The sequence below is a fragment of the Streptomyces sp. NPDC050703 genome (genome assembly GCF_040654435.1).
Classification (GTDB): Bacteria; Actinomycetota; Actinomycetes; order Streptomycetales; family Streptomycetaceae; genus Streptomyces.
Window position 1 is genome coordinate 127,746 of sequence record NZ_JBFAHX010000015.1, and the last position, 25,296, is coordinate 153,041.

Sequence of the window (25,296 nt, forward strand, 5' to 3'; positions counted from 1 at the left end):
GACCGAACGAAGACCGAGGAGAGAGATGGCAGGCCAGGTTCTTGCCGAGGCCGCGGGTGTCCGTGAGGACGCCGGCGGCTTCGACCTGCACGCACCGGACGGCACCGGCTACCGGGTCGACGTCACCGACGGGGTCTTCTCCCCGCACAACCCGCTTCTCGCCCACTACCTGGAGGGACGGCGCGTGGTGGCCTTCGTCGGGCCCACCGTCGACCGCCTCTACGGGCAGCAGTTGCGCGCCTACCTGGGCGCGCGTCTCGAACCGGACAGCTGGAGCGTCCACCCGATCGCGTCGGGGGAGCACAACAAGTCACTGGCGTCCGCCGAGCAGGTGTGCGCGACCGCGAAGGCCGCCGGGCTCGACCGGCACGGCGTGATGCTGGCGGTGGGCGGCGGCATCGTCGCGGACGTCGTCGGCTTCGCCGCCTCCATGTACGCGCGCGGCATCCGCTACATCAAGGTCAACACCACCCTGGTCGGTCAGGTCGACGTCGGTGTCGGCGTCAAGACCGGGGTCAACGGCCTGCACACGAAGAACATGTTCGGCGCCTACCACCCGGCGCACGCCTCGCTGAACGACCCCGCGCTCCTCGCCACCCTGCCGGACCGCGAGATCCGCTGCGGCCTCGCGGAGATCGTGAAGATGGCGGTGATCCTCGACGGCGACTTGTTCCAGGCCCTGGAACGCAGTCCGGACGTCTTCCGCCGCCCCGGCCACTCGGCCGGCGCCGAGCTGGAGACCTACGTCATCCGCACCTCGATGCGGCTGATGATGGAGGAGCTCTGCCCCAACCTGCGCGAGCACGAGCTGGCGCGCCTGGTCGACTTCGGCCACACCTTCAGCCCCGTCATCGAGACGGCGGGCGGCCACCGCCTCGAACACGGCGAGGCGGTCGCCGTCGACATGGCGCTCTCCGCCCACATCGCCCGGCTCCTCGGTCTCGCGGACGCCGACACCTGCGAGCGGATCGTCACGCTCCTTGAGCGGATCGGTCTGCCCGTCCACGACGCCGCGACCTGCACGGCCGACCAGATGACGCAGGCCCTGTTCGCCTCCTGGCAGCGCCGGGGCCGCAAGCTCCACCTGGTGGTGCCCACCGGCATCGGCAAGGCGGGCTTCGTCGACGAGCTGGAGGACATCCCGCAGGACGTCCTGCGGGAGGCCCTGGACGCGCTCGCCGCCCGCGCCGCCCGCGCCCCGCGCACCTCGCCCGCGACGGACGGGGAGACACGATGACCGGCCGCGTGCCCAATCTGCGGGACCTCCTCGCCGCCAAGGAGCACGACCACGGCGGGCTCGGCACGATCCTGGCGCACCGCGTCTTCACGCGCGGAGCGGACGGTCCCGGCGCCGAGTTCATCGACCTCGCCGTGCTGCCGCCCGGCACGTCCATCGGACGCCACCGGCACGGCGCCGACCACGAGACGTACGTGGTGCTCTCGGGGGAGGGCCTGATGCACCAGGACGGCGAGGAGTTCCGCGTGGGCCCGGGCGACGTCGTCGCCAACCGCCCCCACGGCGAGCACGGGCTCCTGAACGACCGCGACACCGACCTGCACCTGCTGGTCTTCGAGGAGGAACTCCGTGCCCACCGCGACCATCACGGCTGACCCCGAGCACACCGTCGTCGACGTAGGAGGCACCACGCTCAGGGTGGGCGCGTACGCGCCCGCCGACGGGACGCTGTCCCGCGTGCGGCGGATGCCGGTCGACGGCATGGCCCGCGATCCGCACGCCCCCGTCCCCGTGCTCCAGGAGCGGATGGTGGAGCAGCTCGTGCGCGAGGTGACGCGGCACACGGCCGGGCGCGCGCCCGGTCCCGTCGGGGTCGCCTTCGCCGGGCCGATCACCGCCGACGGCCTGGTCCTCGCGGCGCCGACGGTGTGGGGCCGCCGCGGCGACCCCCTGCCGCTCGGCGCCCTGCTCACCGAGCGGCTCGGCCGACCCGTCACCGTCGTCAACGACCTCACGGCGGCCGCCTGGCGGTACGCGGCCACGGAGCCGGAGCCCTTCTGCCTGCTGACCGTCAGCTCGGGCATCGGCAACAAGGTCTTCCGGGACGGCGACGTCCTGCTGCACCCCGAGGGCCACGGCGGCGAGCTCGGCCACTGGGCCTGCGATCCCTCACCCGACGCGCCGCTGTGCGACTGCGGGGGCCGCGGCCACCTCGGGGCCGTCGCGTCGGGCCGGGGCGTGCTCGCCGCGGCCCGGCGCGCCGCGGCGGCCGACCCGGACGGGTTCGCCCGCTCCCGCCTCGCGGAGCTGTGCGAGGACGGCGTGGAGAACCCGGCCCTCGCCAAGGCGCTCGCCGAGGGCGACCCCTTCGCCACCGGCGTGCTGCGCGCCGCCCTCGTGCACCTCGCGCGGGCGATCGGCGCCGTCTTCGCCTCGGTGGGCGTGTGCCGCTACATCGTCGTGGGTGGCTTCGCGCTGGCCGTCGGCGAGCGCTACCGGCTGCTCCTCGTCGAGGAGCTGGACCGGCAGGGCTGCTTCGGGCTCTCCCGGGAGCGGATCGACGCCATGGTCGCGCTCGGCGCGCCCGACGACGACCACGGACTGATCGGCGCGGGCCGCCTCCTCGCCGCCCGCCACGCGTCGGCGCGGGGGCGGGTGGCCCGGTGAGGCGCGTCTCCTCGCTCGTCGTCGGCAGCGGTTTCGTCGGCACGGGCATCGCCCGCCGCCTGGTGGCATCGGGCGACTCCGTCACCCTCGTCTCCCGCGGCTACCCCGCCATCGCGCCCGAAAAGTACGGGGCGCGCTGGTGCGTCCTCGATGCCACCGACGCGGAGGCCTGCGGCCGTCTGGTGTCGCGGCTGCGGCCCCGCAGGATCGTGCTCGTGCACGGCCCGTCGGACGTCACCTGGTGCGAGGCGCACCCCGAGGAGGCGGCCCGGGCGCACTCCGCGGTGGCGGCCGCTTTCGCGTCCCTCGGGGGGCGTTCGCGCATCGTCATGATCTCCACGGACAACGTCTTCGACGGCGCTTCGCCCGGCAGTACCGAGTCCACGCCCGTCTCCCCGGCGAACGCCTACGGACGGGCCAAGCGCCGGGCCGAGGAGCTGCTGCTGGCCCGCGCGGCCGACGCGGTCTCGCTGCGCGTGAGCCTCGTCTACGGCCATGAGCCCGTGGACGCCGGCAAGTGGCTCAACTACTTCGCCGCCTGCGCCCACCGGCTGCGCGCGGGAGAGCCCATCGAGGCGCCCGACGACCAGTGGACGACACCCGTGCACGTCGACGACGTGGCCGAGGTGGTGGCCGCGCTGCTGACCAGCCTGGCCCCGCTCCCCCCTGTGCTCCACCTCGGCGGCCCCGACCGGGTCAGCCGTGCCGAGTGGGCCGGCGTGATCGCCCGCGGCCTCGGGCTGCCCGCCGACCTGGTGGTGCCCGTACCGAAGGCCCTGAGCCGCTACGCGTCGAGGCCGCGGAACGCCTGCCTGTCCAGCGACCTCCTCGCGGAGCTGCCCGCCACGCGCGGCATCGCGGTCCGCGGGGTGGAGGAAGGCGCCCGCGACCTGGCGGGCGCCTTCAGCTCGGCCTAGGGCTTCCGTACGCCCGTGGCGCCCAGGAGGGCGCCGTCAGCGGCGCGCTCGGTGGCGAGGAGCTGCCGGGCGCGCCGCGCGTCGTGGAGCCGGCCCCGGTCGCGCGGGTCGACGGTGAGGGCCACCTCCCCCTCCGCGAGCCCGTCCCGCCGCGCGGCCTCCGTCTTCTCGGGGCGCAGCCGCAGCCAGTGCCCCTCGTCGGAGAGCGCGCCGTCCCTGAGGGCGATGCCGCCGTCGGGCGCGTAGAGGAGCTGGCGCGAGGCCACTCCCGCCCCGCCCTCCGGCCAGGCGACGGTGTCCTCGTCGAGCCATCTGACCCGGGACTGCCCGAGGTCCATGCCGAGCGATCCGCCGAGCGCCGGTGTCAGATACGCCGGCTCGCCCGCGACCCGCCACACCTCGTTCCCGTACAGGCCGATGTCCAGGGCCTCGTCGTCGGGCACGTCCTTGTCGTTGCCCTTGTGGAAGGTGTAGCTGAGGCTGCGCGCGCCGGGCTTCAGCTTCACCTCGAAGACGAGTCCGTAGCCGTCGGTGCGCACCGGCCGCACGGGGACGTCCCAGTCGGACGGCGTGGCGGCGCCGTCCCACACGTGCAGGCCCCAGCCCTCGTAGTCGCCGTCGGGGCGGTGGTAGTGCAGGACGGCCGTGGAGCCGTCCGACGGCGGATAGGCGCTGTGCGGGCGCTGTTCGCGCTGGCCTTCCTGCCCCTGCGTGATCCACACCTCGCCGGTGCGGGTCAGGTCGACGGAGCGCGCGGGCCCGTCGGTGGTGCCGTCCTTCTCGACGGTGTACGAGACCGTCTCGGCGCCCTCGGCGAGCTTCACCCAGGCGAAGGCGCCGTACGCGTCGCGTCCGGTGAAGGCGGCTTCCGCGCCGTCCGTCCCGGTCCGCAGCCGCCAGCCGTCGTAGTCGCCGCCGGGCCGCTGGTAGTGCACGACGGCGTGGCCGCGCCGGACGGTGGGCCTGGGCTCCGGCGGGGTGCGGCCCGTGCTGCTGGTGGCGAGGTCGTGCGCGGTGCGGCCCCTGCTGTCGACGGCCACCGCCTTGTAGCGCAGCTCGGTGCCCGCTGGGAGTGCGGGGTCGATGTGCTGGGTGACCTTGTAGGGGGCGTGGTCGGCGGTGCCGAGTACCCGCCAGGGGCCTTCGCCCTGCCGTGCGGCGAAGACGACCCGGTTCAACTGGCCGCCGTCGACGTCGGCGGTGAGTTCGACCGTGCCGGTGGCGCCCTCCTTCGGCGGGGTCAGGGTGACGTGGGGCCGTGCGCCCGGATCCGGCAGCTTCTTGTCGGCCTTCAGGACCAGGGACGAGAGGGCGGGGACGGTGAGGGTGAGGTGCCGGTCGGCTCCGCTGCGGGCCGGGGCGTCCGTCGTGCCGTACAGCGGGGTGTAGCGCCGGTGCGCGGCACCGGTCGGGATGCGCACGGTCTTCGCCTCGGAGGCGTTGTTGTGCGCCACGACGTACTCCACGCGCTTCCCGGCGTCCGTACGCGAGTAGGCGTACACGCCGGGTCCGTCGGCGGGCCCCGGGTACCGCTCGGTGAAGACGCCGTCGCGCAGCGCGGGGTGCTTCTCGGTGAGCCGGGAGAGGCGGGCGATGGCGCGGTAGAGCGGATGCCGGGTGTCGTAGGCGTCCTTCGCGTGGGTGCGGCCGGTGCCGATCTGGTCGTCGTCGCGGTAGGCCGGGGCGTCGCTGGCGAACAGGGGCTGGCGGGCGGCGTTGTCGCCGCCGGAGCCGGTGAAGCCCTGCTCGTCGCCCGCGTAGATCACGGGGTTGCCGCGGCCGAAGAACATCAGCTCGTGCGCGAGGCGGTCGCGGCGCAGCAGCTCGGCGTCGCTCGCGCCGGGGTTGTCCTGGGCGATGAGGCCGCCGATGCGGCCCATGTCGTGGCTGCCGAGGAAGGTCACCTGCTCGTAGGCGTTGGCCTTGCCCGTGGTGTAGCGGTAGTCCTGGGCGTAGAGGCGGGACAGGTCGCGGGGCGGGCCCTCGCGCGACGCGGAGTTGCGGGCGATGGCCTGGAAGGGGAAGTCGAGGGTGGAGTCGAGGCCGCCGCGTGTGACGTAGGGGGCGGTGATGGCGGGGTCGGCGGAGAACGCCTCGGCGAAGATGAGGAAGTCCTTCTTGCCCCGGGTGGCCGCGTAGTCGTCGAGGGCGCGGGCCCACTGGGTCCAGAACTCCATGTTGACGTTCTTGGCGGTGTCGACGCGGAAGCCGTCGATGCCGAAGTCGCGCACCCAGCGCTCGTAGACGCGCTTCATGCCGTCGACGACTTCGGGCCGTTCGGTCCACAGGTCGTCGTTGCCCATGAAGTCGCCGTTGAGGCCGCTCTCCCCGGCGAAGGTGGAGTCGCCGCGGTTGTGGTACATGGTGGGGTCGTTGAGCCAGGCCGGTGTCTTGGCGTGCCGGTCGGCGTCCGCGATCCGCGGGGTGTAGGGGAAGCCGCCCTCGTCGACCGGGCGCATGCCCGCGCTGTCGTCGAAGGGGCGGCCCCGGGTGTCGAGGTAGGGGTGCGAGCCCTTCGACCGGTAGCCGGACTCCTTCTCGGCGGGGTGGATGACGTCCGCGGTGTGGTTGGTGACGACGTCGAAGAAGACCTTCATGCCCTTGGCGTGCGCCTTGTCGACCAGGGCGGTCAGGTCCTCGTCGGTGCCGAAGTGCGGGTCGACGCGGGTGAAGTCGGTGATGGCGTAGCCGTGGTAGTTGGCGACGGGTCGCCCGCCGCGCTCCTGCACGGGAAGGTTCTCGAAGACGGGGGTCAGCCAGATCGCGGTGGTGCCGAGGCCCTTGATGTAGTCGAGCTTCTTCGTGATGCCCTTGAGGTCACCGCCGTTGAAGAACGCGGGGTCACTCGGGTCGAAGCCGGTGGTCGCGCGGTCTCCGGTGAGGCCGCCCCTGTCGTTGCGGCGGTCACCGTTGGCGAAGCGGTCGGGCATCGCCAGGTAGAACTGCTCGCGGGTCAGGTCGTGCCGGGCGGGCTGGGCGGCGAGTGCGGCGTCGGAGGGCGGCGCGGCGGTCGCCGCCGCCGCCGGTTGGTGGGCCGGCGGCAGGAGGGCGGCCAGGGGCGCGAGGGCCAGCAGGACGGCCGATCTTAAACGGGCGCGGGTCACGGGTGTGCTCTCCTCTGTGGTGGTCGGGTGTGGTGGTCGGGACAACGCCGATTGCCCGGCGCGGGCGGCGTGGGCCGCGAGCGCCGGGCAACCGGGTTCGTCCGCACAGCTCTGTGGGACGGGGTTGTGGATGTCGTGCCGGACCTGGGGTCAGGTCAGGTCAGCTCTGTCAGGTCAGCTCTGTGAGGTCAGCTCTGTGAGGTCAGCTCTGTGAGGTCAGCTCTGTCGGGTCAGGCGCAGCTCCGCGCGTCGGCGTGGAGCGCGAGCGCGCTCTTCGGGGCGACGGTGGCCGTGAGTTTCCCGCCGTCCTCCACGGTGACGGGCCTGCCTGCCTGCACGTCGCAGTACTCGCCGGCGGGCAGCGAGGTCCGGAAGGTCTGCTTGAGTTCGCCGTCCCCTCCGTTGACGGCGACGAAGCCCTTCGTGCCGCGGCCGAAGGCGATGGCGCTGCCTCCGTCGTCCCACCAGTCGGTGAGTCCGGCGTCGCCCACGGCGTTGCGGAAGCCGACCATGGCGGTGATCTCCCGCTGCGCGTGCTGGCACACCCAGGCGTCGCCGGAGCAGTCGGCCCTGCCGTCGGCGGGCGGGCCGTCGTCCTTGTTCGCGAAGGCATAGCCGGAGTGGACGTCCGGGGAGCCGTAGGGGAAGGCGAGCATGAAGACGTGGGCCAGGGTGTAGGGGGCGCCCTGCTTGTAGGTGAGGACGTTGCCCTGGCGCTCGGTGTCGTGGTTGGCGACGAAGACCCCGGCGGACTCCGAGGGCAGCTTGCCGTCCGCGATGTTCTTCAGTCCGGCGAGGCCGCCGCTCTCGAAGGCGCCCTTGAGCGTGTAGGCGTAGGTGAACTCCTGGGCGAGCCCGGTGCCGAGGTACTCGCCCGGCTGGACCTCCTCGCCGGGTCCCGGCAGCGTCTCCTGCTTCCAGGGGACGTCCGGGTCCGTGAGCCGGCCCTTGATGGCCTTCAGGTCCTCCGCCGGAATGTGCTTGGCCGCGTCGACGCGGAAGCCGTCGACGCCGAGGCCGAGCAGGTCGTCGAGGTATCCGGCGATGGTCTCGCGGACGTGTTCCTCGCCGGTGTCGAGGTCGGCGAGGCCGCCCAGCTCGCAGTTCTGGCTCTCCTCGCGCCGGGTGTAGTCCTCGATGTCCTGCCGGCAGTCGTCCATGTCCTGGACCGAGTAGACGCCCGGGTAGTCGTACTTGGTGAACCGCGTGCCGCCCGAGCCGGTGCCCTGGGCGTTGGTCATGTGGTTGATCACCGTGTCCGCGACGACCTTGACCCCCGCCTCGTGGCAGGTGTCCACCATGTTCTTGAACGCGTCCCGGTCGCCGAGGCGTGAGGCGATCCTGTAGCTGACCGGCTGGTAGGCGGTCCACCAGGCCGGGCCCGCCAGACGCTCCTGCGGGGGTGAGGTCTGGACGTAGCCGTATCCCGCGGGTCCCAGCGTGTCCGTACAGGCTCGGGCGATCGAGTCGAAGTTCCACTCGAACATCACCGCGGTGACGTCCTTCTCGCCGGCCGCCGCCTTCGCCGGGGCGGAAGCGGGGACGGAAGCGGGGGTGGGAGCCGGGGCGGTGGCCGGGGCGGCCTGTGCCTGCGCGCCCGCGCCGAGACCGCCGACCGCGGCCGCGGCGAGGGCCGTGGCCAGGGCGGTACGCCTGCGGGACCGTGCGGACCGTGCTGTTCGGCCGTACATGGGAGGTCCTCCTCTGAGTGGGGGGAGAGGGGTCGGCGCCGACGCGGGGGTGGGGGTGCTCCGCGGCCGTAACGGCGCCGCACAGGACGGCACATGAAATCTCCATGCCGTCTTGCAGAAACATGTTGCGACGGACCCTAGGTGTCACCCCAGGGCCGGTCAACCCCTCACGCCCAGGCGAACTCGACTTCCATAGAGGCCACTTACGACCCGGCTTCCCCTGATCACCCACTCTTCAGGCGACTCCCCCTGCAAGCCAACTGAAAGATTGCACAAACTCTTCCATCGCGATCAGTCGTCGTGCTTGACTGCATTCCGGCCGGGCCCGACCAGCCCCACCGCGCCCCCACCAGCCCCCGCCAGGAGGATCTGTGCCCACTGACATCGACGTGCTCGTCCTGGGTGGTGCCGGGGTGGACACGATCGTGTACGTCCCCGAGCTGCCGCTGCCGCTCGCCGACAGCCACATGGTCCCCGCCATCGAGATGCGGGCCGGGCAGACCGGGGACTTCGTGGCGATGGGCGTGCACGCCCTCGGCCTGCGGACCCACCACATCGACGTGATCGGCGACGACCACCCCGGTGAGCTGATCCGCGCGCTCCACCGAGACCGGGGCATCGCGCTCACCGAGGTCCCGCTGCCCGCGGGCACCAAGCGCGCGGTCAACCTCGTGTCCCCCGACGGCCGCCGCCTCTCGCTGTACGACAACACCCGCTTCGGCGAGGCCGACCGGCTGCCGCCCGCCACAGTGGCGGAACTCGCCGCGACGAGCCGGCACGCCCACGTCTCCCTCACCCAGCCCTGCTCCCACGCCCTGCCCACGCTGCGGGAGGCCGGGGTGACCATCTCGACCGACCTGCACGACTGGGACGGCCGCGAGCCGTACCACGAGGCGTTCGCGTACGAGGCCGACCTGGTGTTCCTGTCGGCGGCCGCTCTCACCGACCCCGAGAAGACCATGCGGCGGATCGTCGCGCGGGGACGCGCCGACGTGGTCGTCGCCACCGCGGGTGCCGAGGGCGCGTACCTTCTCGCCGACGGCGAGGTCACCCATGTGCCGGCCGTCGCTCCCCCGGCGCCGGTGGTCGACTCCAACGGCGCGGGTGACGCCTTCGCCGCGGGTTACCTCTTCGGCCTCCTGTCCGGCGAACCGCCCCTGCGCTGCGCCCTGTACGGCTCCGTCGCCGGCGCCCACGCCTGTACGGTGCCCGCCACCCGCACCGACGTCATCCGCAGGGAGCAGCTCCTCGACCGGGTCGCCGAGCACGGGGGCGCGGCATGACGGACACGGCTCACGCGACGGGCCACGACGTCGTCGTCCTCGGCGGCGGCGTGGCGGGCTGCGTCCTCGCGGCCCGGCTGAGCGAGGACCCCGGGCGCTCCGTCTGCCTGGTGGAGGCGGGCCGCGACTACGGTCCACGACGGCAGGACTGGCCCGCGAAGCTGCTCGACGCCCGCGCCCTGCCCCGCGACGACGTCTGGGAGCGCCGCGCCGCCGCCCACCGCATCCGCGCCCGCGTCCTCGGCGGCTCGTCCTGCGTCAACGGCTGCTGGCACACGTGGGGTTCCGATGCGGACCACGCCGAGTGGGCGCGGGCGGGCGGCCCCCGGTGGACGGCCGCCGCGATGGAGCCCTTCCGGGCGAGGGCGGCGGCGCGGATGGGGCTCCGGCCGGTACCGGAGAGCGAGCACTCGGCGTGGAGTCACGCGGCCCTCGCGGCGGCCGGGTCCCTCGGCCACCCCGAGGTGGACATGGCCGCGCCCGGCGGCCCCGGCTACGGGACCCCGCTGCTCAACGCCGTCGACGGAGTCCGCGCGAACGCCGCGTTCGCCTACCTGGCGGAAGCGCGCGACCGGCCGAACCTGACGATCCTCGAACGCGCCACCGTCGACCGGCTGACCGTCCGCGGCGGCCGTGTGCACGGCGTGGACATCGTCACGGACCACGGGCGCACCACCCTGCGGGCCGACACCTACCTGCTGGCCTCGGGCACCTTCGGGTCGCCCGCCGTGCTGCTCCGCAGCGGCATCGGGCCCGCGGACGACCTGGCGCGCCGTGGTGTGCGGCCCGTGCTCGACCTGCCCGGCGTCGGCGCCAACCTCACCGACCAGCCCGGCGCCTTCCTGCCGCTGCGCCCGACGGCCGACCTGAACGCGCACCTGGCCGAGAAGGAGGCCGCGGGCGACCTGTACGTCAGCCGGATGCTGGTCAGGGCGGCGAGCCCGTACTGCCCCGAGGGCGCCTGGGACCTGCACATCAACCCGGTCGCGGGCCCGCCCCTGTTCGGCGCCCTGCCGCCGGGCCAGTACGAGGCGGGGATCGCCGCCTTCCTGATGAAGCCCAGGTCACGCGGTCACGTCCGGCTGCGCTCCGCCGACCCCGCCGCCGACCTCGACCTGGACCCCGCCTTCCTCTCGGACGAGGACGGCCACGACCTGGCCGTGCTCCGCTCGGGCCTGCGCATGGCCGAGGAGCTGGCCGCCACCATGCCGCTGAAGTCCCTGGCGGACCCGGCCGGCGGCCCGTCCCCGCGGGACCTGACGGATCAGGAGCTCCGCGACCGGGTAGGCACGTACTGGCACCCCGTCGGCACGTGTGCGATGGGCGCGCCGGACGATCCGTACGCGGTGGTCGACGGCGAGGGGCGGGTGCGCGGCGTCTCGGGCCTGCGGGTCGTGGACGCCTCGATCCTGCCGACGGTTCCGGCGGCCAACACGCAGCTGCCGGTGCTCGCCACGGCCGAGATGCTGGCCGCCGCACTGACGGCGTGAACGACCGCCGAGAAGGAAGAGGAGAACGCATGGCAGCGCGGACCGACGTGCGCACCACCCGACCGCTGTACGGGTGCATGGGGCTCGGCGGCACATGGGACGACGAGCCGTACACCGCCGCGGACATCGCTCACGCGGAGGCCGCCGTCGAGGCGGCGCTCGACATCGGCATCACGGAGTTCGACCACGCCGACATCTACCGGCGCGGCAAGGCCGAGGCGGTCTTCGGCGAAGTGCTCGCCAGGGCGCCCGAGCTGCGCGAGCGCGTCGTCCTGCAGACCAAGTGCGGCATCCGGCAGGCCGACGGCGCTCTGCCCGGCATGTACGACCTGCGGGCGAAGACCATCGTGCGGCGTGTCGAGGAGAGCCTCGCCCGGCTGCGCACCGACGTCATCGACGTCCTGCTCCTGCACCGGCCCGATCCGCTGACGGGCCCCGAGGAGATCGCGGAGGCGCTGACCTCCCTGCACGGGCAGGGCCTCGTACGGGGCTTCGGGGTGTCGAACATGAGCGCGGCGCAGATCGAGGCGCTGCGGGCCTGTCTCGACGTGCCGCTGGTCGCCGACCAGCTGGAGATGAGCCTGGCGCGCCGGGACTGGGTGGAGGCCGGTGTCCTCGTGAACACCGAGGCCGCCGCGGGCAACGGCTTCCCGCACGGGACGGTCGAGTACTGCCGGGCCCACGGCATCCGGCTCCAGGCCTGGGGCGCCCTGGCGCAGGGCCGCTTCACCGGCGGCCAGGACACGCCGACCGCCCGGCTGGTCGCCGCGCTCGCCGACCGCAAGGGCACGACACCGGAGACGATCCTGCTGTGGTGGCTCCAGCGCCACCCGGCCGGTATCGCCCCGGTCATCGGGACGAGCAGGCCCGAGCGCATCCGTGCCTGCCACGACGCCGTACGCCGCACACCCGACCTGACGCACGAGGAGTGGTACGAACTGTGGGTCACCGCCCGTAACACCCCACTACCGTGAACACCGGCCTGCCCCTGCCGGCCCGCATCCGCCCGGAGGACCGTCTCACCGGTAGTCGGGGTGAAGCCATGACTCCGCCTCCCGGGTGGGCGGGCCGGCCACGCGGAACGGTTCGTCGTCGTCCGTGAACGGAATGGTTGTTTCCCTTCCGCCGATCAACGCCTCGAACTCGCCGGACCATTCATAGACGGCACCCGGCGTCCCCACGGTCACCAGCAGGGTGATCTCGGCCGCGTCGCCCTTGCCGAGGTTGACTCGGAGGGAGTCGATCTTCCGGGCGTCCTCATCGTAGAACTGGAAGGCGAGTGGCACCTTGTCCACCACCGTCTTCGCCCCTCTGACGATGAAGCCGTTCCCGGCCTGACATGTGGTCGCGACCGTCCGGGAGGGCACGTCGACCTTCCTCACATCCATGCTGATCCCGGTCAGCACCACCGACTCCGGTCGTTCACTGGTCAGGACGACGCGGATGTGGTCTCCGACAGGTACCCCGCGGACCGCGTCCGACTGCATCCACTCGTCCACCTCTTCGCTGCAGGCCGCCGCCTTGGCCGGTGGCTTCAGCCGCTCCTTCCGGTGGGAAACGGACCACATGGTCTCCACGCCGCCCGTGAGGATGTCGCTCACCACCCTGGCCTTCGGTCCAGGAAGCTCTTCTTCTTGACGCGGCCAGACGCCGGCGGGCCAGAGGGCCGCGGCAAGGCTGGCCGCGGTCAGAACGGCGACGACCAGCCCCAGCGTCTCCGCCATCCGCACACTTGTGCTCTTGGGGCGTACCGGGTGGGTCGTCCTGGCCGTGCGTCGAGCATTCCTCATGGACTGAGCCCCCCGAGTGAAGCGCTTCGTCCGGACACCGAACCGCGGCGTGTCCTGGGCCCGGCCCCCCGTACCGGCAGGATGCCACCGGCACGCGGTACCGGCCAGGGACCGGCCGGATCGTGCGCCTTCGCGCCGGGGGCGCCCGCCCGGTCTCTCGCTGCGTGGTGGGCGACGCGGGAAGTGCCAGGGTGCACCCGAATCGCCCGTCTGAGAGCCCGGGGCCCACGGTAGGCATGGTGCGTGCAGACTTTTCTTCCGTATCCCGATTTCACGCGGTCCGCCGCCGTCCTGGACCGGGCCCGCCTCGGCAAGCAGCGGGTCGAGGCCCTCCAGGTGCTGCGCGGCCTGACCGTGCCCGGCTATGGATGGCGCAACCATCCCGCGGTGCGCATGTGGATCGGCTACGAGGAGGCGCTGGTCCGCTACGGGCTCGACATGTGCGCGCTGTGGGTGGCGGAGGGGCGCGCCGACACGTGTGCCGCCACGATGCTCACCGACTACACCGCCCACCGCCCCGGCGCTCCCGTCCGGGAGCAGGCGGAGCTCGCCGAGGCCGGTGAGCTGCCGTTCTGGCTGGGCAGCGAGGAGTTCCACATCAGCCACCAGTCGGCCCTGGTGCGCAAGGCGCCGGAGATCTACGCCGAGCGCTTTCCCGGCGTCCCCGACGACCTGCCCTACTTGTGGCCGGGCTCCGACCGCGACCCGGCCGCGTGACCCCGCCATCCCCGGCCGGGCTCCCGGGCCGGGCTCGCGCCGGGCCCGGGAGCCGTCCCGCTCACTGCGCGTGCAGCGCCCACTTGCTGCCGTTGACCCGTGCCGTCCCCGGCAGCGCGATGAGTTCGGGCTTGAACAGCGGCGGCGCGCCCATCGCGGGCTCCCAGGTCGCCAGCTCCTCGTCCTGGGGGACCTCGATCAGCCGGCCCTCGGCGAGGTCGGCGACCACCTTGAGCAGCAGCCGCACGCCGAGCGGCGCCAGGTGCTCGCGCCACAGGCTCTGCGCGGTCGAGCCCGGGGGCACAAACAGATGCTCCTGGGCGGCGAGCGGCCCCGCGTCGGTGCGCTCGGTGAGGTGGTAGACGCTGCCGCCCGTCACCTTGTCGCCGTCGCGGATCGTCCACCGGATCGCGTCCCTGCCGCGGTGCAGCGGCAGCAGGCTGGGGTGGTAGCCGATGGTGGCGACGGAGGCCCTGGCCCGCGTGTGGCGGCCGAGGAAGGCGTGCGAGTGGGCGGCGACGATGACGTCCACGCCGTCCGGTACGTGCATCGCGCGCAGCTCGGCCGAGTCCGTCCAGGCGACGTCCCTGGGGTAGGCCCAGGACCGCAGGCGGTCCCAGGACATGGCGTTGCCCTCGTCGGTGTGGCCCTTGCGCAGCCGGGGCGCGGCCACGCCGAGGATCTTGTGCCCCTCGTCGAGCAGGGCCTCCGCGACCTGCACCGCGAACGCTCCCTGCCCCGATACGTAGATGTTCATCACTCGCCCTCCTTCAGTCCCGCGTGGTCGGGCAGGAACCGCACCGGCAGTGTCGAGAACCCGGTCAGGAAGTTGGACCGGATGCGCGCGGCCTCGCCGGTCCGCTCGAACCCGGTGGTGAAGTCCCGCAGCGCCCCGAGCAGTTCGGCGATCTCCACCTTGGCGAGGTAGGAGCCGACGCAGAAGTGCGGGCCGTAGCCGAAGGCCAGGTGCTTGTTGGGGGTGCGGCCGAGGTCGAAGACGCCCGGCCGCCCGAAGACCCGCTCGTCGCGGTTGCCCGAGGCGTGCCAGAGCGTCACGATCTCGCCGGGGCGCAGCCGTACGCCGTGCAGTTCCGTCTCGCGGACGACGCTGCGCCCGAAGTGCATCGTGGGCGACGCCCAGCGCAGCACCTCGTCCACCGCGGTGTCGACCGACACCTCGCCCTCCTTGAGCCGCCGCCACTGCCCGGTCTCGGCCGCGAGCGTGTGGACGGCGTCGATCATCGTGAGGCGGCTGGTCTCGTCGCCCCCGATGATCAGGCTGTAGCAGTTCAGCACCACGTCCTCGTCGGAGAGCGGCACGCCGTCGATGGAGCTGGCGATCAGCATGCTGATCACGTCGTCGCCCGGCGCCTCGCGCCGCTCCTCCACGAGGTCCATGAAGTACATCAGGATCTCGTTGCGGGCCATCTCGGAGTCGACCTCGTCGACGTCCTCGTCGTCGGTCGACAGCGCCGTCTTGGTCAGGCCGAGCAGGAACTCCCGGTCCTGCTCGGGCACGCCGAGCAGGTTCGAGATCGTCGTCATCGGGATGCGGCTCGCGATCTCCTCGGCGAAGTCGCAGCCGCCGGCCTCGACCGCCTCCCGTATCCACTGCCGGGTGTTGACCCGTACGGTCCTCGCGACCTCGTCGAGCACCCGTGGCGAGAGCACCCGCTGAAGGATCTTGCGCAGCTCGTGGTGGCGGTGGCCGTCGGTGACGGCCAGCATGCGGCCGGCCCCGGCGTCACCGCCCTCCAGGAGGGTGACGAGGACGTTGCCGCGCTCCGACGTGAAGTGCGTGTCGTCGCGGTAGGTGGTCATGATGTCGTCGTGGCGGGTGAGCACCCAGAACCCCTTGCGGCCGTCGGCCGGCGGGTTCCAGTGCACCGGGGCGGTGTCCCGCAGGGTGCGCCAGAACGCGTCGAGGCCGTGGCAGGCGAAGGTGTCGGGGTCGCCCAGGTCCCTGGTGTCCAGTGCCGGTGCGCTCATGGTCACCAGTCCGTGCGCCAGAACCGGCGCGGCTGGAAGGGGTAGGTGGGCAGCGGCACGCGGCGGCTGTCCTCGCCCCGGTGCAGGGAGGCGAAGTCCACCTGCTGCCCGGTGACCCAGGCGGCGGCGACGCCGGCCAGCGTGTCCGCGTCCGTGCCCGTGCACACGATGCCGTGGTCGTTGTGCGGGAAGGAGGACGCGTCCACGCGTGGCGCGGCGGCGGTCTCGGTGACGTGGCCGCCCGAGGCTTCCCCGGACAGCGCCGCGATCAGCTCCGCGCGGCTGCGGACGACGGCCGCCCAGCGGCGGGTCATCACCTTGCGGCCGAGGTTGAGGCTGAAGCAGACGTCGTCGAGCCGCAGGCCGGGGTCGGCGACCAGCCGGTCCTTGAGCCGCGCCCGCTGGCGTGCGAGGGCCTCGTCGTCCAGGGCGGAGAGGGTGGCGACGCGCGGCCTGCCCTCGGCCTCGGGGGCGCGCTCCGCGACCGCCGGGGCCTCTTCGAGGACGAGGTGGGCGTTGTAGCCTCCGCCGCCGATGGAGGTGATGCCCGCGCGGCGGATGCCCGCTTCCGTCTCCCAGTCGGCCGTCTCGATCTGCGGCACGAAGGGGGTGCTGGGGAAGTCGAGGTCCTCGTTGACCTCCGTCAGGTTGATCGTCGCGGGCAGCGTCCTGTGGTGCAGGGCGAGCGCGGCCTTGAGGGCGCCGAAGCCGCCGGAGACCACACCGCCGTGGCCGACGTTGCCCTTGACGCCGCCGATCGAGGTGGTGGCGGTCTGCTTGCCGAACGCCATGCTCGCCGCGTGGACCTCCAGTTCGTCGGTCATCGGCATGCCGAGCCCGTTGGCCTCGTACAGGGAGACGGTGTCCGGGGTGACTCCGCCGACCTCCATGGCACTGGCGATGCACGCGCTCAGGCGCTCGGGCTGGGCGAGGCCGTAGGCCATCGCGCTGACGCCGTTGTTGTTGACGGCCGATCCCTTGACCACCGCGTACACGTGGTCGCGGTCGGCGACGGCCCGGGCCACCGGCTTGAGCAGCACCGTGACGACGCCGCTGGACAGGGCGGTGCCGGTGCCGTTGGCGTCGAAGGGGCGGCAGTGGCCGTCCTTGGAGAGGACGCGGTTCTCCTCCCACAGGTGACCGCGGGGGTGCGGCAGGCGGACCATGGAGCCGCCGGCCACCGCCATGTCGGTCTGGCCGAGCAGCAGCGACTGGCAGGCCAGGTGCACCGCGTAGTGGAAGCCCGCACAGACCGCGGCGACGGTGACGGCCTCGCCGGTCAGGCCCATGTAGTAGAGCGCGTTGGACGTCATGGTGTCGGGCGACCAGGCCAGGCTGGCCTCGATCGCCTCGGGGCCGACCGACACCCGGTCGGGCGGGGAGCTGTAGAGCGCGGCGGTCTGCGGGTTGTTGGCGCCGTAGACACCCACTTCGCAGCCGACCCGCTCGGGGTCGTAGCCGCCGTCCTCGAACGCCTCCCAGGCGCTCTCCAGGAACAGCCGGTTCTCCGGGGTCATCGCGGCCGCCATCCGGTCGCTGATGCCGAACACCGAGGGGTCGAACTTGTCGTACGTGTCGAGCACACCGCAGGCCCGCACGTAGTACGGGCTGTGGATCAGGGTCTCGTCGACGTGGATGTCGTCCTTGGCGAGGAACGACACGGACTCCCTGCCGTGTACGAGGTTGTCCCAGAACTGCTCCTTGGTGCGGGCGCCGGGCGCTCGCAGGGACATGCCGATGACGGCGATGTCACCCGGGTCGTAGTCCTGCTCGGGGCTTTCGGTCATGGAAGTGCTCCTGCTTCGTCTCGGGTCGGGGTGGCTCAGCTGCCGTGGGAGGTGGCGCGGCCCCGCAGCACGGCGCGGCGGGTGCCGGCGCGGCGGCGGGCGGAGGTGACCGCCTCGGGGGTGGCGCCGCTCTCCTCGTCGAGCCAGCGGCCGAGGGAGGAGATGTCGCGGAAGCTGAACAGGTCGGGCACGCGGACGCGGCGGCCGAACCGCCTGGTCATCAGCCTGGCGAGGCGGACGAGGAGCAGTGAGTCGCCGCCGAGGTCGTAGAAGGCGGCCTTGACGTCGATGGCCGCCGGTTCGAGGTCGAGGAGCTGGCCCCAGATCTCCGAGAGCGCCACCTCGGTCGGCGTGCTCGCGGCCGTCATGGGGGCGTCGGTGTCGGCGGCGGGCGGTTCGGGCAGCGCGGCGCGGTCGAGCTTCCCGCCGGGCGCGAGCGGCAGGGCGGGCAGGAACACGAGCGTCGCGGGCACCATGTAGTCGGGCAGCTCGGTGGCGAGCCTGCCGTTGACGGTGGACTGGAGGGCGGCGTCGAGACGGACGTCGTCGCGGGCGTCGCCCTCGGGTACGACGTAGCCGATCAGCCGGTTGCCGCGGACGACGGCGGCGGCCTCCCTGACCTCGGGGCAGCCGGTGAGGCGGGCCTCGACCTCCTCCAGCTCGATGCGGTAGCCGCGCAGCTTGACCTGGTGGTCGGTGCGGCCGCCGAAGCGGAGTTCGCCGTCCTCGGTGAGGGTGACGACGTCACCGGTGCGGTACATGCGCTCGCCGTCCACGAACGGGTCGGCCAGGAACCGCTCGGCCGTGGTCTCCGGCCGGTTGACGTAGCCGTGGGCCAGGCCGGCGCCGCCGATGTACAGCTCGCCGGGTACTCCGGCCGGCAGCCGCTTCCTGTCCTCGTCGAGCACGTAGGCGCGGGCGTGGGAGGACGGCGGGCCGAGCGTCGGCTCGCCGGTGCCGTCCCTCGGTACGAGCCCGAACGAGCAGAAGACGGTTCCCTCGGTGGGCCCGTAGGCGTTGAAGACCCGGTCGGCGCCGGTCTCCGCGTACGCGCGGTCCACCAGTTTGCGGCGCAGGGGCTCGCCGCCGAACACGATCGTGCGCACGTTGGGCGGCAGGTATCCGGCGTCGAGCAGCCCGTTCATCACCGAGGGGACGACGTTGAGGTGCGTGACCCTGTCGGCGTGCGGGCTCTCCGGCAGGTGGACGGCGCTCTGTACGAGCACGACCGCACCGCCGCGGCACAGCGCGCCGAAGATCTCCATCACGGACATGTCGAAGCAGACGGAACTCGCCGCCGAGACGCCGCTCAGGTCGCAGCCCTCGAAGATCCGGTCCAGTTCGGCGAGCATCGCGACGCAGCCCGGGTGGTGGATGGCCACGCCCTTCGGGCGTCCGGTGGAGCCCGAGGTGTAGATGATGTACGCGGTGTCCTCGGGCACGACCGGCACGGGCCGCTCACCGGGTTCGGTCCGCACGCTCTCGCCGAGCACGACCACGGTCGGCCCCGCCGGGCAGTTGGCCCGGGAGGCGGGCGTGGTCAGGAGCAGCCGGGTACCGCTGTCCCTGACCATGAACGCCAGGCGCTCCGCGGGGTAGTTGGGGTCGAGGGGGACGTAGCAGGAGCCGGCGCGCAGCGTGGCGAGGAGGGCGACGAGCAGGTCGGGGGTGCGCTCCACGCAGATGCCGACCGGGACGCCGGGTCCCGCGCCGTCGGCGACGAGGCGTGCGGCGAGGACGCGGGAGCGCTCGTCGAGTTCGCCGTAGGTCACCACGCCCGCGTCGGAGTAGACCGCGGGGGCGTCGGGGTTCTTGACGGCCCGCTCGATGAACTCGGAGTGCAGGGTGTCGGTCACTGGTCCTTCCCTTCGGGGCCGCTGGCCGGCGCGATGTCCTTCAGGGCCAGGTCGGGGTGGGCGATCGAGTCGAAGAGAACGGTGCGGTAGAGCGCGAGCAGGTCCGTCACGGTCTGCCTCTCCAGATAGCTCGGTTTGTACTGGATGTGGCCGGCCACCTCGCCGTCGATGTCGGCCATGGAGATCTCCAGGTCGAACTTGGCGAGGTGCCTGCGCACCGGGAGCGGTTCGAGCGGCAGGGCGCTGTCGGGCGTGATGGTGTCGCCGACGCCGTGGAAGAGCTTCACGGAGCGGGGGAAGGCGTCCGAGGACAGCCAGTTGACCACCACGTCGAACCACGGGGAGCGGCCCTCCGCCCTCGGGGGCTTCAGGGTGGCCGCCAGCAGGTCGAGGGGGTAATTCATGTGTTCGAGCAGGCCGAGCGAGAAGGCGTGGACCTCGCCGAGGAGGTCGCGGAAGCAGCGGTCACCCGCCGGTTTCGCCCGTACGAGCACGGTGTTCAGGTAGTAGCCGATGGCGGACTCCCAGCCGGGTTCCGCGCGCTGGGCGATGGCGGTGGCCAGTACGGAGTCCTCGGCTCCTGTCGCCCGGTTGAGCGTGGCGAAGAACCCGGCGAGCACGACCGTGCTGATCGACACGCCCTCGCGGACGGCGAACTCCCGCAGCAGGCGGCTCTCCTCGGCGCTCCAGCGGAACGCGAGGTCGCGGCCCTCGTACGTGACGCCCGGCGGACGCTCCTTGGTGGACAGGTCCAGGTGGGCGGGCGGATCGGCCAGCCGATGCGTCCACCAGTCGAGCGCCGCGTCGGCGGCGGGGCCCGACAGCCACTGCCGCTCCCACTCGACGAACTCCGTGTAGGGGGCGGGGGGCGCGCTGCCGGCGGGGTCGGCGCCCTCGTAGAACTCCTGGAGTTCGCGGATCATCACGTCCGCCGACGCCGCGTCCGACGCGATGTGGTGGACGAGCACCAGCAGGTAGTGGTCCTCGGGGCCGCGGGTCATCAGGACCACCCGTACGAGCGGCCCGTTGTCCATGTCGAGCGGTGCGTGCCCCAGGGCGGCCAGTTCCTCGCGGGCCTCCTCGTCGTCCAGCTCCGTGCTGTCGACGACCACGAACTCGTAGACGGGTTCATCGAGGATGACCTGGTAGGGGCGGCCGCCGGCCTCCACGAAGAGCGTGCGCAGCGCGGGGTGCCGCTCCATCACGGCCGCCACGGCGCGCTCCAGTGCCTTCTCGTCGACGGCGGCGCGGACGCGGGCCGCGACCATGAAGTTGTAGGGCACGGCGTCCGGCGAGACCATCTGCATGAACCACAGGGAGGCCTGGCCGTGCGAGGTCGGCGCCAGGTCGAGCCCCAGGCCGTCGGCGCGCAGCTGGTCGGCCGCCGGCGCGTCGGTGGGGTCGATCAGCCCGCGTGCCGCCAGTTCCTCCAGGAGTTCTTCGGCGTCCAGGTCGGAGAGGTCGTCGAGGAAGCCGCGGTCGGGCGCGGGCCTTGCCGCCGCCGGCGCAGGCTCGGCCGCCGCCAGCGGTCGTGGCCGCGGTTCCGGGGCCGGGGCCGGCTGTGTCTCCGCGGGCGCGGGCGGTCCGCCGGTGAGCTCGACGAAGTGCCCGACGACCGCGGAGATCGTCCTGCCGTCCAGGAACACCACCGGGGACACCCGCTCCCCGAACAGCGCCTGCATCCGGTTGACCAGGCGGATCGCCAGCATCGAGTCCAGGCCGAACTCGCGCAGCGTCGCGTTCTCGTCGAACCTGCTCACCGGTACGCCGAGGCCGTCGGCGAGCTCGGCGAGGACGACGTCCCGCACCGACGTGGCCGCCGGAGCGGTCTGTGCGGGCTGCCGCTCCACCCGCTCGGCCACCGCCACCGGTTCGACGGCCGCGGGGGCGGGGGCCGCCGCGGCCTGGGGCCGGGGCGTGGTGTCGAGCCAGTAGCGGTCCTTCTGCCACTGCACGAGCGGGGTCTCCACCACCTCGACGTCGTCGCCGAAGAGCGGGTCGAAGGTCAGCGGCAGGCCCCTGACGTACAGCGACGCGGCGGCCCCCAGCAGACAGCGGACGTCGCTCTCCCCGCGCCGCAGGGAGTTGACCGCGTGCACCTGGGCGCCGCGGGTCACCGCGATCTCCTCGACCGCGCCCCGCAGCGTCTCGTGCGGGCCGATCTCGACGAACGTGCCGACCCCCTCGTCGACCAGGGCCCCGATCGTCTCGGCGAACCGGACCTGGTTGCGCAGGTTGTGCACCCAGTACTCGACGTCGGCGACCGGGTCCACCGTGTCGGCCAGTGCCGTGGAACGGAACGGGATGGTGTTCGTCAGCGGGGTGATGCCCTCGATGCTCTCGCGCAGCGGCTGGAGCAGCGGGTCCATGCCGGGGCTGTGCACCGGCCGCTCGACCCGGATGCGCCTGGTCGAGATCCCGTCCCGCAGCAGGTCGGCCTCCAGGGCGGCGACGGCTTCGGGCGAGCCCGAGACGGCCGCGCTGGTCGGGCTGTTGACCACCGCGACGGCCGCGTGCTCGGCGTACGGGGCGAGCCTCGGCAGCAGTTCGGCCTCCGGCAGGTCCACGGAGATCATGGCGCCGGCCGCCGCCTTCCTTTCGAGCAGGTGCGACCGGGCGACCACCACGCGGGCCGCGTCCCGGAGCGAGAGCGATCCCGCGACGCAGGCCGCCGCGACCTCGCCGAGGCTGTGCCCGACGACGGCGACCGGCTCGACGCCCAGTCCGAGCCAGACCTTCGCCAGGGAGACCTGGAGGGCGAACAGGACGGGCTGCTGGCGGTCCATCTCCTCGTAGCGGGCCTCTTCGGCGGGGGCGGCGAGCAGGTCGAGCACCGAGCCGCCGCCCGCCGCGCGCACGGCGTCGTCGCAGGCGTTCATCCACGTACGGAATCCGTCGTGCGAGCGCATCAGCTCCCGGCCCATGCCGACCCACTGCGTGCCGCCGCCGGAGAACACCAGCGCCACCCGCCGGTCGCCGTTGCCCGCGACGGTGCCGGTCATGACGTCGGGGTGCGGCCGGCCCGCGGCGACGCGGGCGAGTCCGTCGAGGACGTCCCGGCGGTTGCGGGCGAACAGCGCCACCCGGTGGCTGTGGTGGGTGCGCCTGGTCGCGAGGGTGTAGGCGAGGTCGGAGACCCGCAGCCCCGCGTCGCGCTCGACGTGGTTGGACAGTTCGCGGCAGGTGTCGGCCAGCGCGCCCGGCGTACGCGCCGACACGGTCACGAGCTGCGTCCGCTCGTCGGCGGGGGCGTCGGCCTCGCCCGGGGTGACGTGGCGTCCCCGGTCGCCCGCGAGGAAGGGGTGGGGCTCGACGGGGTGACCCGCGGCGTACAGGGCGCCGAGCGAGCCGAGCAGGACCGCGGCCTCGTCGGCGCCGCGCCGCAGGGAGGGCAGGGTGGCCGCCGCGGGCAGGATCTCCGAGACCGACTTGAGCAGGACGGGGTGCGGGCTGACCTCGATCACCGCGTCGATGTCGTGGTCGCGCAGCGCGGTCAGGGCGTCGACCACCCGGATCTCCCGGCGCAGGTTGTCCGCCCAGTAGTCGGGGCCGAGCTCCGAGCCGTCGACGCGTTCACCGGTGACCGTCGAGATCATCGGGATGCGCGTGGTGCGGGGTGCGATGTCCGCGAGTTCCGCCTTGAGGGGGGCGAGGACGTGGTCGACCAGGGGCGAGTGCGGGGCGTGGCCCATGCGGACCCGGTGGTTGGTGACGCCCGCGTCGGTCAGCCGCTGGACGAGGTCGTCGATCTCCTGCGGTGTGCCGGTGACCAGGGTGGAGTTCAGGCCGTTGCGGCCGGAGACGGTGAGCTGTCCGGTCAGGTACCGCTCGGCCTCGTCCGCGCCGGTCATGACGACGATGCCCTCGCCGCGCCCCACGGCCAGCTGCTGGAGGAGCCGCCCGTGGTGGGCGGCCAGGCGCGAGGCGTCGTCGAAGTCGAGGGCCCCGGCGATGTGGGACGCGGCGAACTCGCCGACGCTCTGCCCGACGACGACGTCCGGTTCCACCCCCAGCGCGCGCCAGGTGTCGGCGAGCGCCACCTGGAGGGAGAACAGCAGCGGCTGGAAGACGTCCATGTCGTCGATGCGCCCGTCGGGCGCCAGCAGCTGCTCGACGGGCGAGAAGCCGAGCAGCTCCCGCATCCGCCGGTCGGAGCGCATCAGGGAGCGGCGGAACACGGGCATTCCGGCGAGCAGTTGGCGGCCCATGCCCACCCACTGCGAGCCGTTGCCCGAGAACAGGAAGGCCACCCGCGGCGTGCGCGCGCCCCGCTCCCCCACGCTCAGCCCGGCGGCGCTCGCGCCGCTGGCGAACGCGTCGAGCTGCGCCCTGAGTTCGGTCATGCCGGACGCGGCGGCCGCGAGCCGGAAGGCGCCGTCGCCGGGCGACCGGCGGCAGAGCGCCCGCAGGTCGCTCGCGTCACGCAGCGCCGCGGCCCGCTCGGCGAGCGCCTCGCGGGAGTCCGCGGCGAGGAGCAGCAGCGAGCTCTCGGGGCGGGGCAGCTCCTCGACGGCGACGTGGCAGATGGCGCCGCCGAAGCCGAAGGAGCTGACGCCGCCGCGGCGCGCGTCGGACCGTCGCGGCCACGGCGTCAGCCGGTCCTGGACGGTGAGGCGGTACTCGTCGAACATGATCTGCGGGTTCGGGGCGGTGTAGTGCAGGCTCGGCGGCAGCACGCCGTTGCGCATCGAGAGGGCGAGCTTGACCAGGCCGACGATGCCGGCCGCCGCCTCCAGGTGCCCGACGTTGGACTTGACGGAGCCGAGGCGCAGCGGCTCGGCGCGGTCGCCGCCGAGGACCGCCCCGATGGCGTTGGCCTCGATGGGGTCGCCGAGGGGGGTGGCCGAGCCGTGGCACTCGATGTAGTCCACCAGGTGCGGATCGATGCCGGCCCGCTCGTAGGCGGTGCGCAGCATCTTCTCCTGCGCCTGGGGGTTCGGCGCGGTCATGCCGTTGCTCAGGCCGTCGTTGTGGGAGGAGCTGCCCTTGATCAGGCAGTACACCGGCAGGTCGCGTTCGAGGGCGACGCTCAGCGGGGCGAGCACGACGACGCCGGCGCCCTCACCGCGTACGTAGCCGTCGGCGCGGGCGTCGAAGGACTTGCAGCGGCCGTCGGGGGCGAGCGCGCCCATGGCGTCCATGGCGGTGTAGTAGTCGGAGACGAAGCTCAGGTTGACTCCGCCGGCGAGGACCAGTTCGCTCTCGCCGAGCCAGATCGACTGGCATCCCACGTGTACGGAGACCAGTGATCCGGCGCAGGCGGCGTCGATGGCCATGCTCGGGCCCTGGAGTCCGAGGATGTAGGAGACGCGGTTGGCGATGATTCCGTCGTGCATGCCGGTGGCGGTGTGCGGGGTGATCTGGCTGTCGGGGCCGCGGTAGTGCGCGAGGGCGGCGTAGTCGCCCCAGCAGGAGGCCATGAACACGCCGGTGTCGGTGCCGACGAGGCTCTGGGGCGCGACGCCCGCGTCCTCCAGGGCCTCCCAGGCCAGTTCGAGGATCAGGCGCTGCTGCGGGTCCATCTGGACGGCTTCGCGCGGTGAGATGCCGAAGAAGAGCGGATCGAACCGGTCGATGCCGTCGATGAACCCGCCCCAGCGCACCCGGTCGTTCAGGAGCTCGCGCCGCGCGGCGGGCACCGGACCGACGGCGTCGCGCCCCTCGGCCAGGAGTCGCCAGAACGCGGCGGGGTCGGGGCCGCCGGGGAAGCGGCAGCCGATGCCCACGACCGCGACGGGTTCGTGCGTCGCCGTGCGGCGGGGTCCGCTCGGGGCGGTCCGCTCGGGCCGCGGGCCCTCGGCGAGCGCGCGGGCGAGCGCGTCGACGGTCGGATGCTGCCACATCCAGGTGAGGGGGACTTTCCAGCCGAGGAATTCGGACAACGAGGCGGCAAGGGTCGACAACTTCAGCGAATCCAGGCCATACCGCTGCATCGGTGCCGAGCGGTCCACCGCGTTCTTCGGCAGGTCCATCAGGTCGGCGACACGGGAAAGCAAGAACTCCGTTATGGCATGCGAATCTCGTACTGCGCGCGCTGGGGGCATTTCGG

Annotated in this window: 15 protein-coding genes and 1 pseudogene; 8 read left to right on the forward strand and 8 right to left on the reverse strand. The window is 72.9% G+C overall.

What is annotated here, in order from left to right; translation table 11 throughout:
* The first annotated feature begins 25 nt into the window (after positions 1 to 25).
* Genes AB0I16_RS16835 through AB0I16_RS16850 form a run of 4 tightly spaced genes read left to right on the forward strand, consistent with a single transcriptional unit; the run spans position 26 to position 3,540 of the window.
* Positions 26 to 1,237, forward strand: a complete 1,212-nt coding sequence (locus AB0I16_RS16835) for a sedoheptulose 7-phosphate cyclase (RefSeq protein WP_363250142.1) — start codon at positions 26 to 28, stop codon at positions 1,235 to 1,237.
* A complete protein-coding gene (locus AB0I16_RS16840; protein ID WP_363250143.1) occupies positions 1,234 to 1,611 on the forward strand; it encodes a cupin domain-containing protein in 378 nt (125 codons plus the stop codon). Before AB0I16_RS16835 ends, AB0I16_RS16840 begins: the two co-directional genes overlap by 4 nt.
* Complete coding sequence (locus AB0I16_RS16845; RefSeq protein WP_363250144.1) at positions 1,586 to 2,623, forward strand: ROK family protein; 1,038 nt, start codon at positions 1,586 to 1,588, stop codon at positions 2,621 to 2,623. The genes AB0I16_RS16840 and AB0I16_RS16845 overlap by 26 nt, the downstream gene beginning before the upstream one ends.
* Positions 2,620 to 3,540 (forward strand): sugar nucleotide-binding protein, encoded by a 921-nt coding sequence (locus AB0I16_RS16850; RefSeq protein WP_363250145.1) that lies wholly within the window; start codon positions 2,620 to 2,622, stop codon positions 3,538 to 3,540. Before AB0I16_RS16845 ends, AB0I16_RS16850 begins: the two co-directional genes overlap by 4 nt.
* Here AB0I16_RS16850 and AB0I16_RS16855 read toward each other — a convergent pair.
* Both AB0I16_RS16855 and AB0I16_RS16860 read right to left on the reverse strand, forming a co-directional pair.
* The gene (locus AB0I16_RS16855; RefSeq protein WP_363250146.1) at positions 3,537 to 6,644 is read right to left on the reverse strand and encodes an alpha-amylase family glycosyl hydrolase; all 3,108 of its coding nucleotides are present in this window, start codon (positions 6,642 to 6,644) and stop codon (positions 3,537 to 3,539) included. The genes AB0I16_RS16850 and AB0I16_RS16855 overlap by 4 nt on opposite strands.
* A gap of 236 nt (positions 6,645 to 6,880) precedes the next feature.
* Positions 6,881 to 8,335 (reverse strand): annotated as a pseudogene (locus AB0I16_RS16860) (alpha-amylase family protein); the annotation flags it as partial.
* Positions 8,336 to 8,706: 371 nt separating this feature from the next.
* Between AB0I16_RS16860 and AB0I16_RS16865 the strand changes: the two are divergent.
* Genes AB0I16_RS16865 through AB0I16_RS16875 form a run of 3 tightly spaced genes read left to right on the forward strand, consistent with a single transcriptional unit; the run spans position 8,707 to position 12,082 of the window.
* Positions 8,707 to 9,618: an adenosine kinase gene (locus tag AB0I16_RS16865; RefSeq protein ID WP_363250147.1), complete on the forward strand. Its 912-nt coding sequence runs from the start codon at positions 8,707 to 8,709 to the stop codon at positions 9,616 to 9,618.
* On the forward strand, positions 9,615 to 11,108 hold the full coding sequence (locus AB0I16_RS16870) for an FAD-dependent oxidoreductase (RefSeq protein ID WP_363250148.1): 1,494 nt from the start codon (positions 9,615 to 9,617) through the stop codon (positions 11,106 to 11,108). The genes AB0I16_RS16865 and AB0I16_RS16870 overlap by 4 nt, the downstream gene beginning before the upstream one ends.
* Before the next feature lie 29 nt (positions 11,109 to 11,137).
* Positions 11,138 to 12,082: an aldo/keto reductase gene (locus AB0I16_RS16875; protein WP_363250149.1), complete on the forward strand. Its 945-nt coding sequence runs from the start codon at positions 11,138 to 11,140 to the stop codon at positions 12,080 to 12,082.
* 45 nt (positions 12,083 to 12,127) lie between these two features.
* On the opposite strand, the gene AB0I16_RS16880 is transcribed toward AB0I16_RS16875, so the two are convergent.
* Complete coding sequence (locus AB0I16_RS16880) at positions 12,128 to 12,832, reverse strand: hypothetical protein (protein WP_363250150.1); 705 nt, start codon at positions 12,830 to 12,832, stop codon at positions 12,128 to 12,130.
* 309 nt (positions 12,833 to 13,141) lie between these two features.
* Between AB0I16_RS16880 and AB0I16_RS16885 the strand changes: the two genes are divergently transcribed.
* Positions 13,142 to 13,615: an MSMEG_6728 family protein gene (locus AB0I16_RS16885; protein ID WP_363250151.1), complete on the forward strand. Its 474-nt coding sequence runs from the start codon at positions 13,142 to 13,144 to the stop codon at positions 13,613 to 13,615.
* 61 nt (positions 13,616 to 13,676) lie between these two features.
* Here the strand turns inward: AB0I16_RS16885 and AB0I16_RS16890 are convergent, their stop codons facing one another.
* Genes AB0I16_RS16890 through AB0I16_RS16910 form a run of 5 tightly spaced genes read right to left on the reverse strand, consistent with a single transcriptional unit; the run spans position 13,677 to position 25,243 of the window.
* Positions 13,677 to 14,372, reverse strand: a complete 696-nt coding sequence (locus tag AB0I16_RS16890; RefSeq protein ID WP_363250152.1) for a formyltransferase family protein — start codon at positions 14,370 to 14,372, stop codon at positions 13,677 to 13,679.
* Positions 14,372 to 15,604: a cytochrome P450 gene (locus AB0I16_RS16895; RefSeq protein ID WP_363250153.1), complete on the reverse strand. Its 1,233-nt coding sequence runs from the start codon at positions 15,602 to 15,604 to the stop codon at positions 14,372 to 14,374. Before AB0I16_RS16895 ends, AB0I16_RS16890 begins: the two co-directional genes overlap by 1 nt.
* 2 nt (positions 15,605 to 15,606) lie before the next feature.
* A complete protein-coding gene (locus AB0I16_RS16900; RefSeq protein WP_363250154.1) occupies positions 15,607 to 17,391 on the reverse strand; it encodes a type I polyketide synthase in 1,785 nt (594 codons plus the stop codon).
* A 35-nt stretch (positions 17,392 to 17,426) separates the two neighbouring features.
* Positions 17,427 to 19,247: a non-ribosomal peptide synthetase gene (locus AB0I16_RS16905; protein WP_363250155.1), complete on the reverse strand. Its 1,821-nt coding sequence runs from the start codon at positions 19,245 to 19,247 to the stop codon at positions 17,427 to 17,429.
* Positions 19,244 to 25,243, reverse strand: a complete 6,000-nt coding sequence (locus AB0I16_RS16910; RefSeq protein WP_363250156.1) for an acyltransferase domain-containing protein — start codon at positions 25,241 to 25,243, stop codon at positions 19,244 to 19,246. The genes AB0I16_RS16905 and AB0I16_RS16910 overlap by 4 nt, the downstream gene beginning before the upstream one ends.
* Between the last annotated feature and the right edge of the window lie 53 nt (positions 25,244 to 25,296).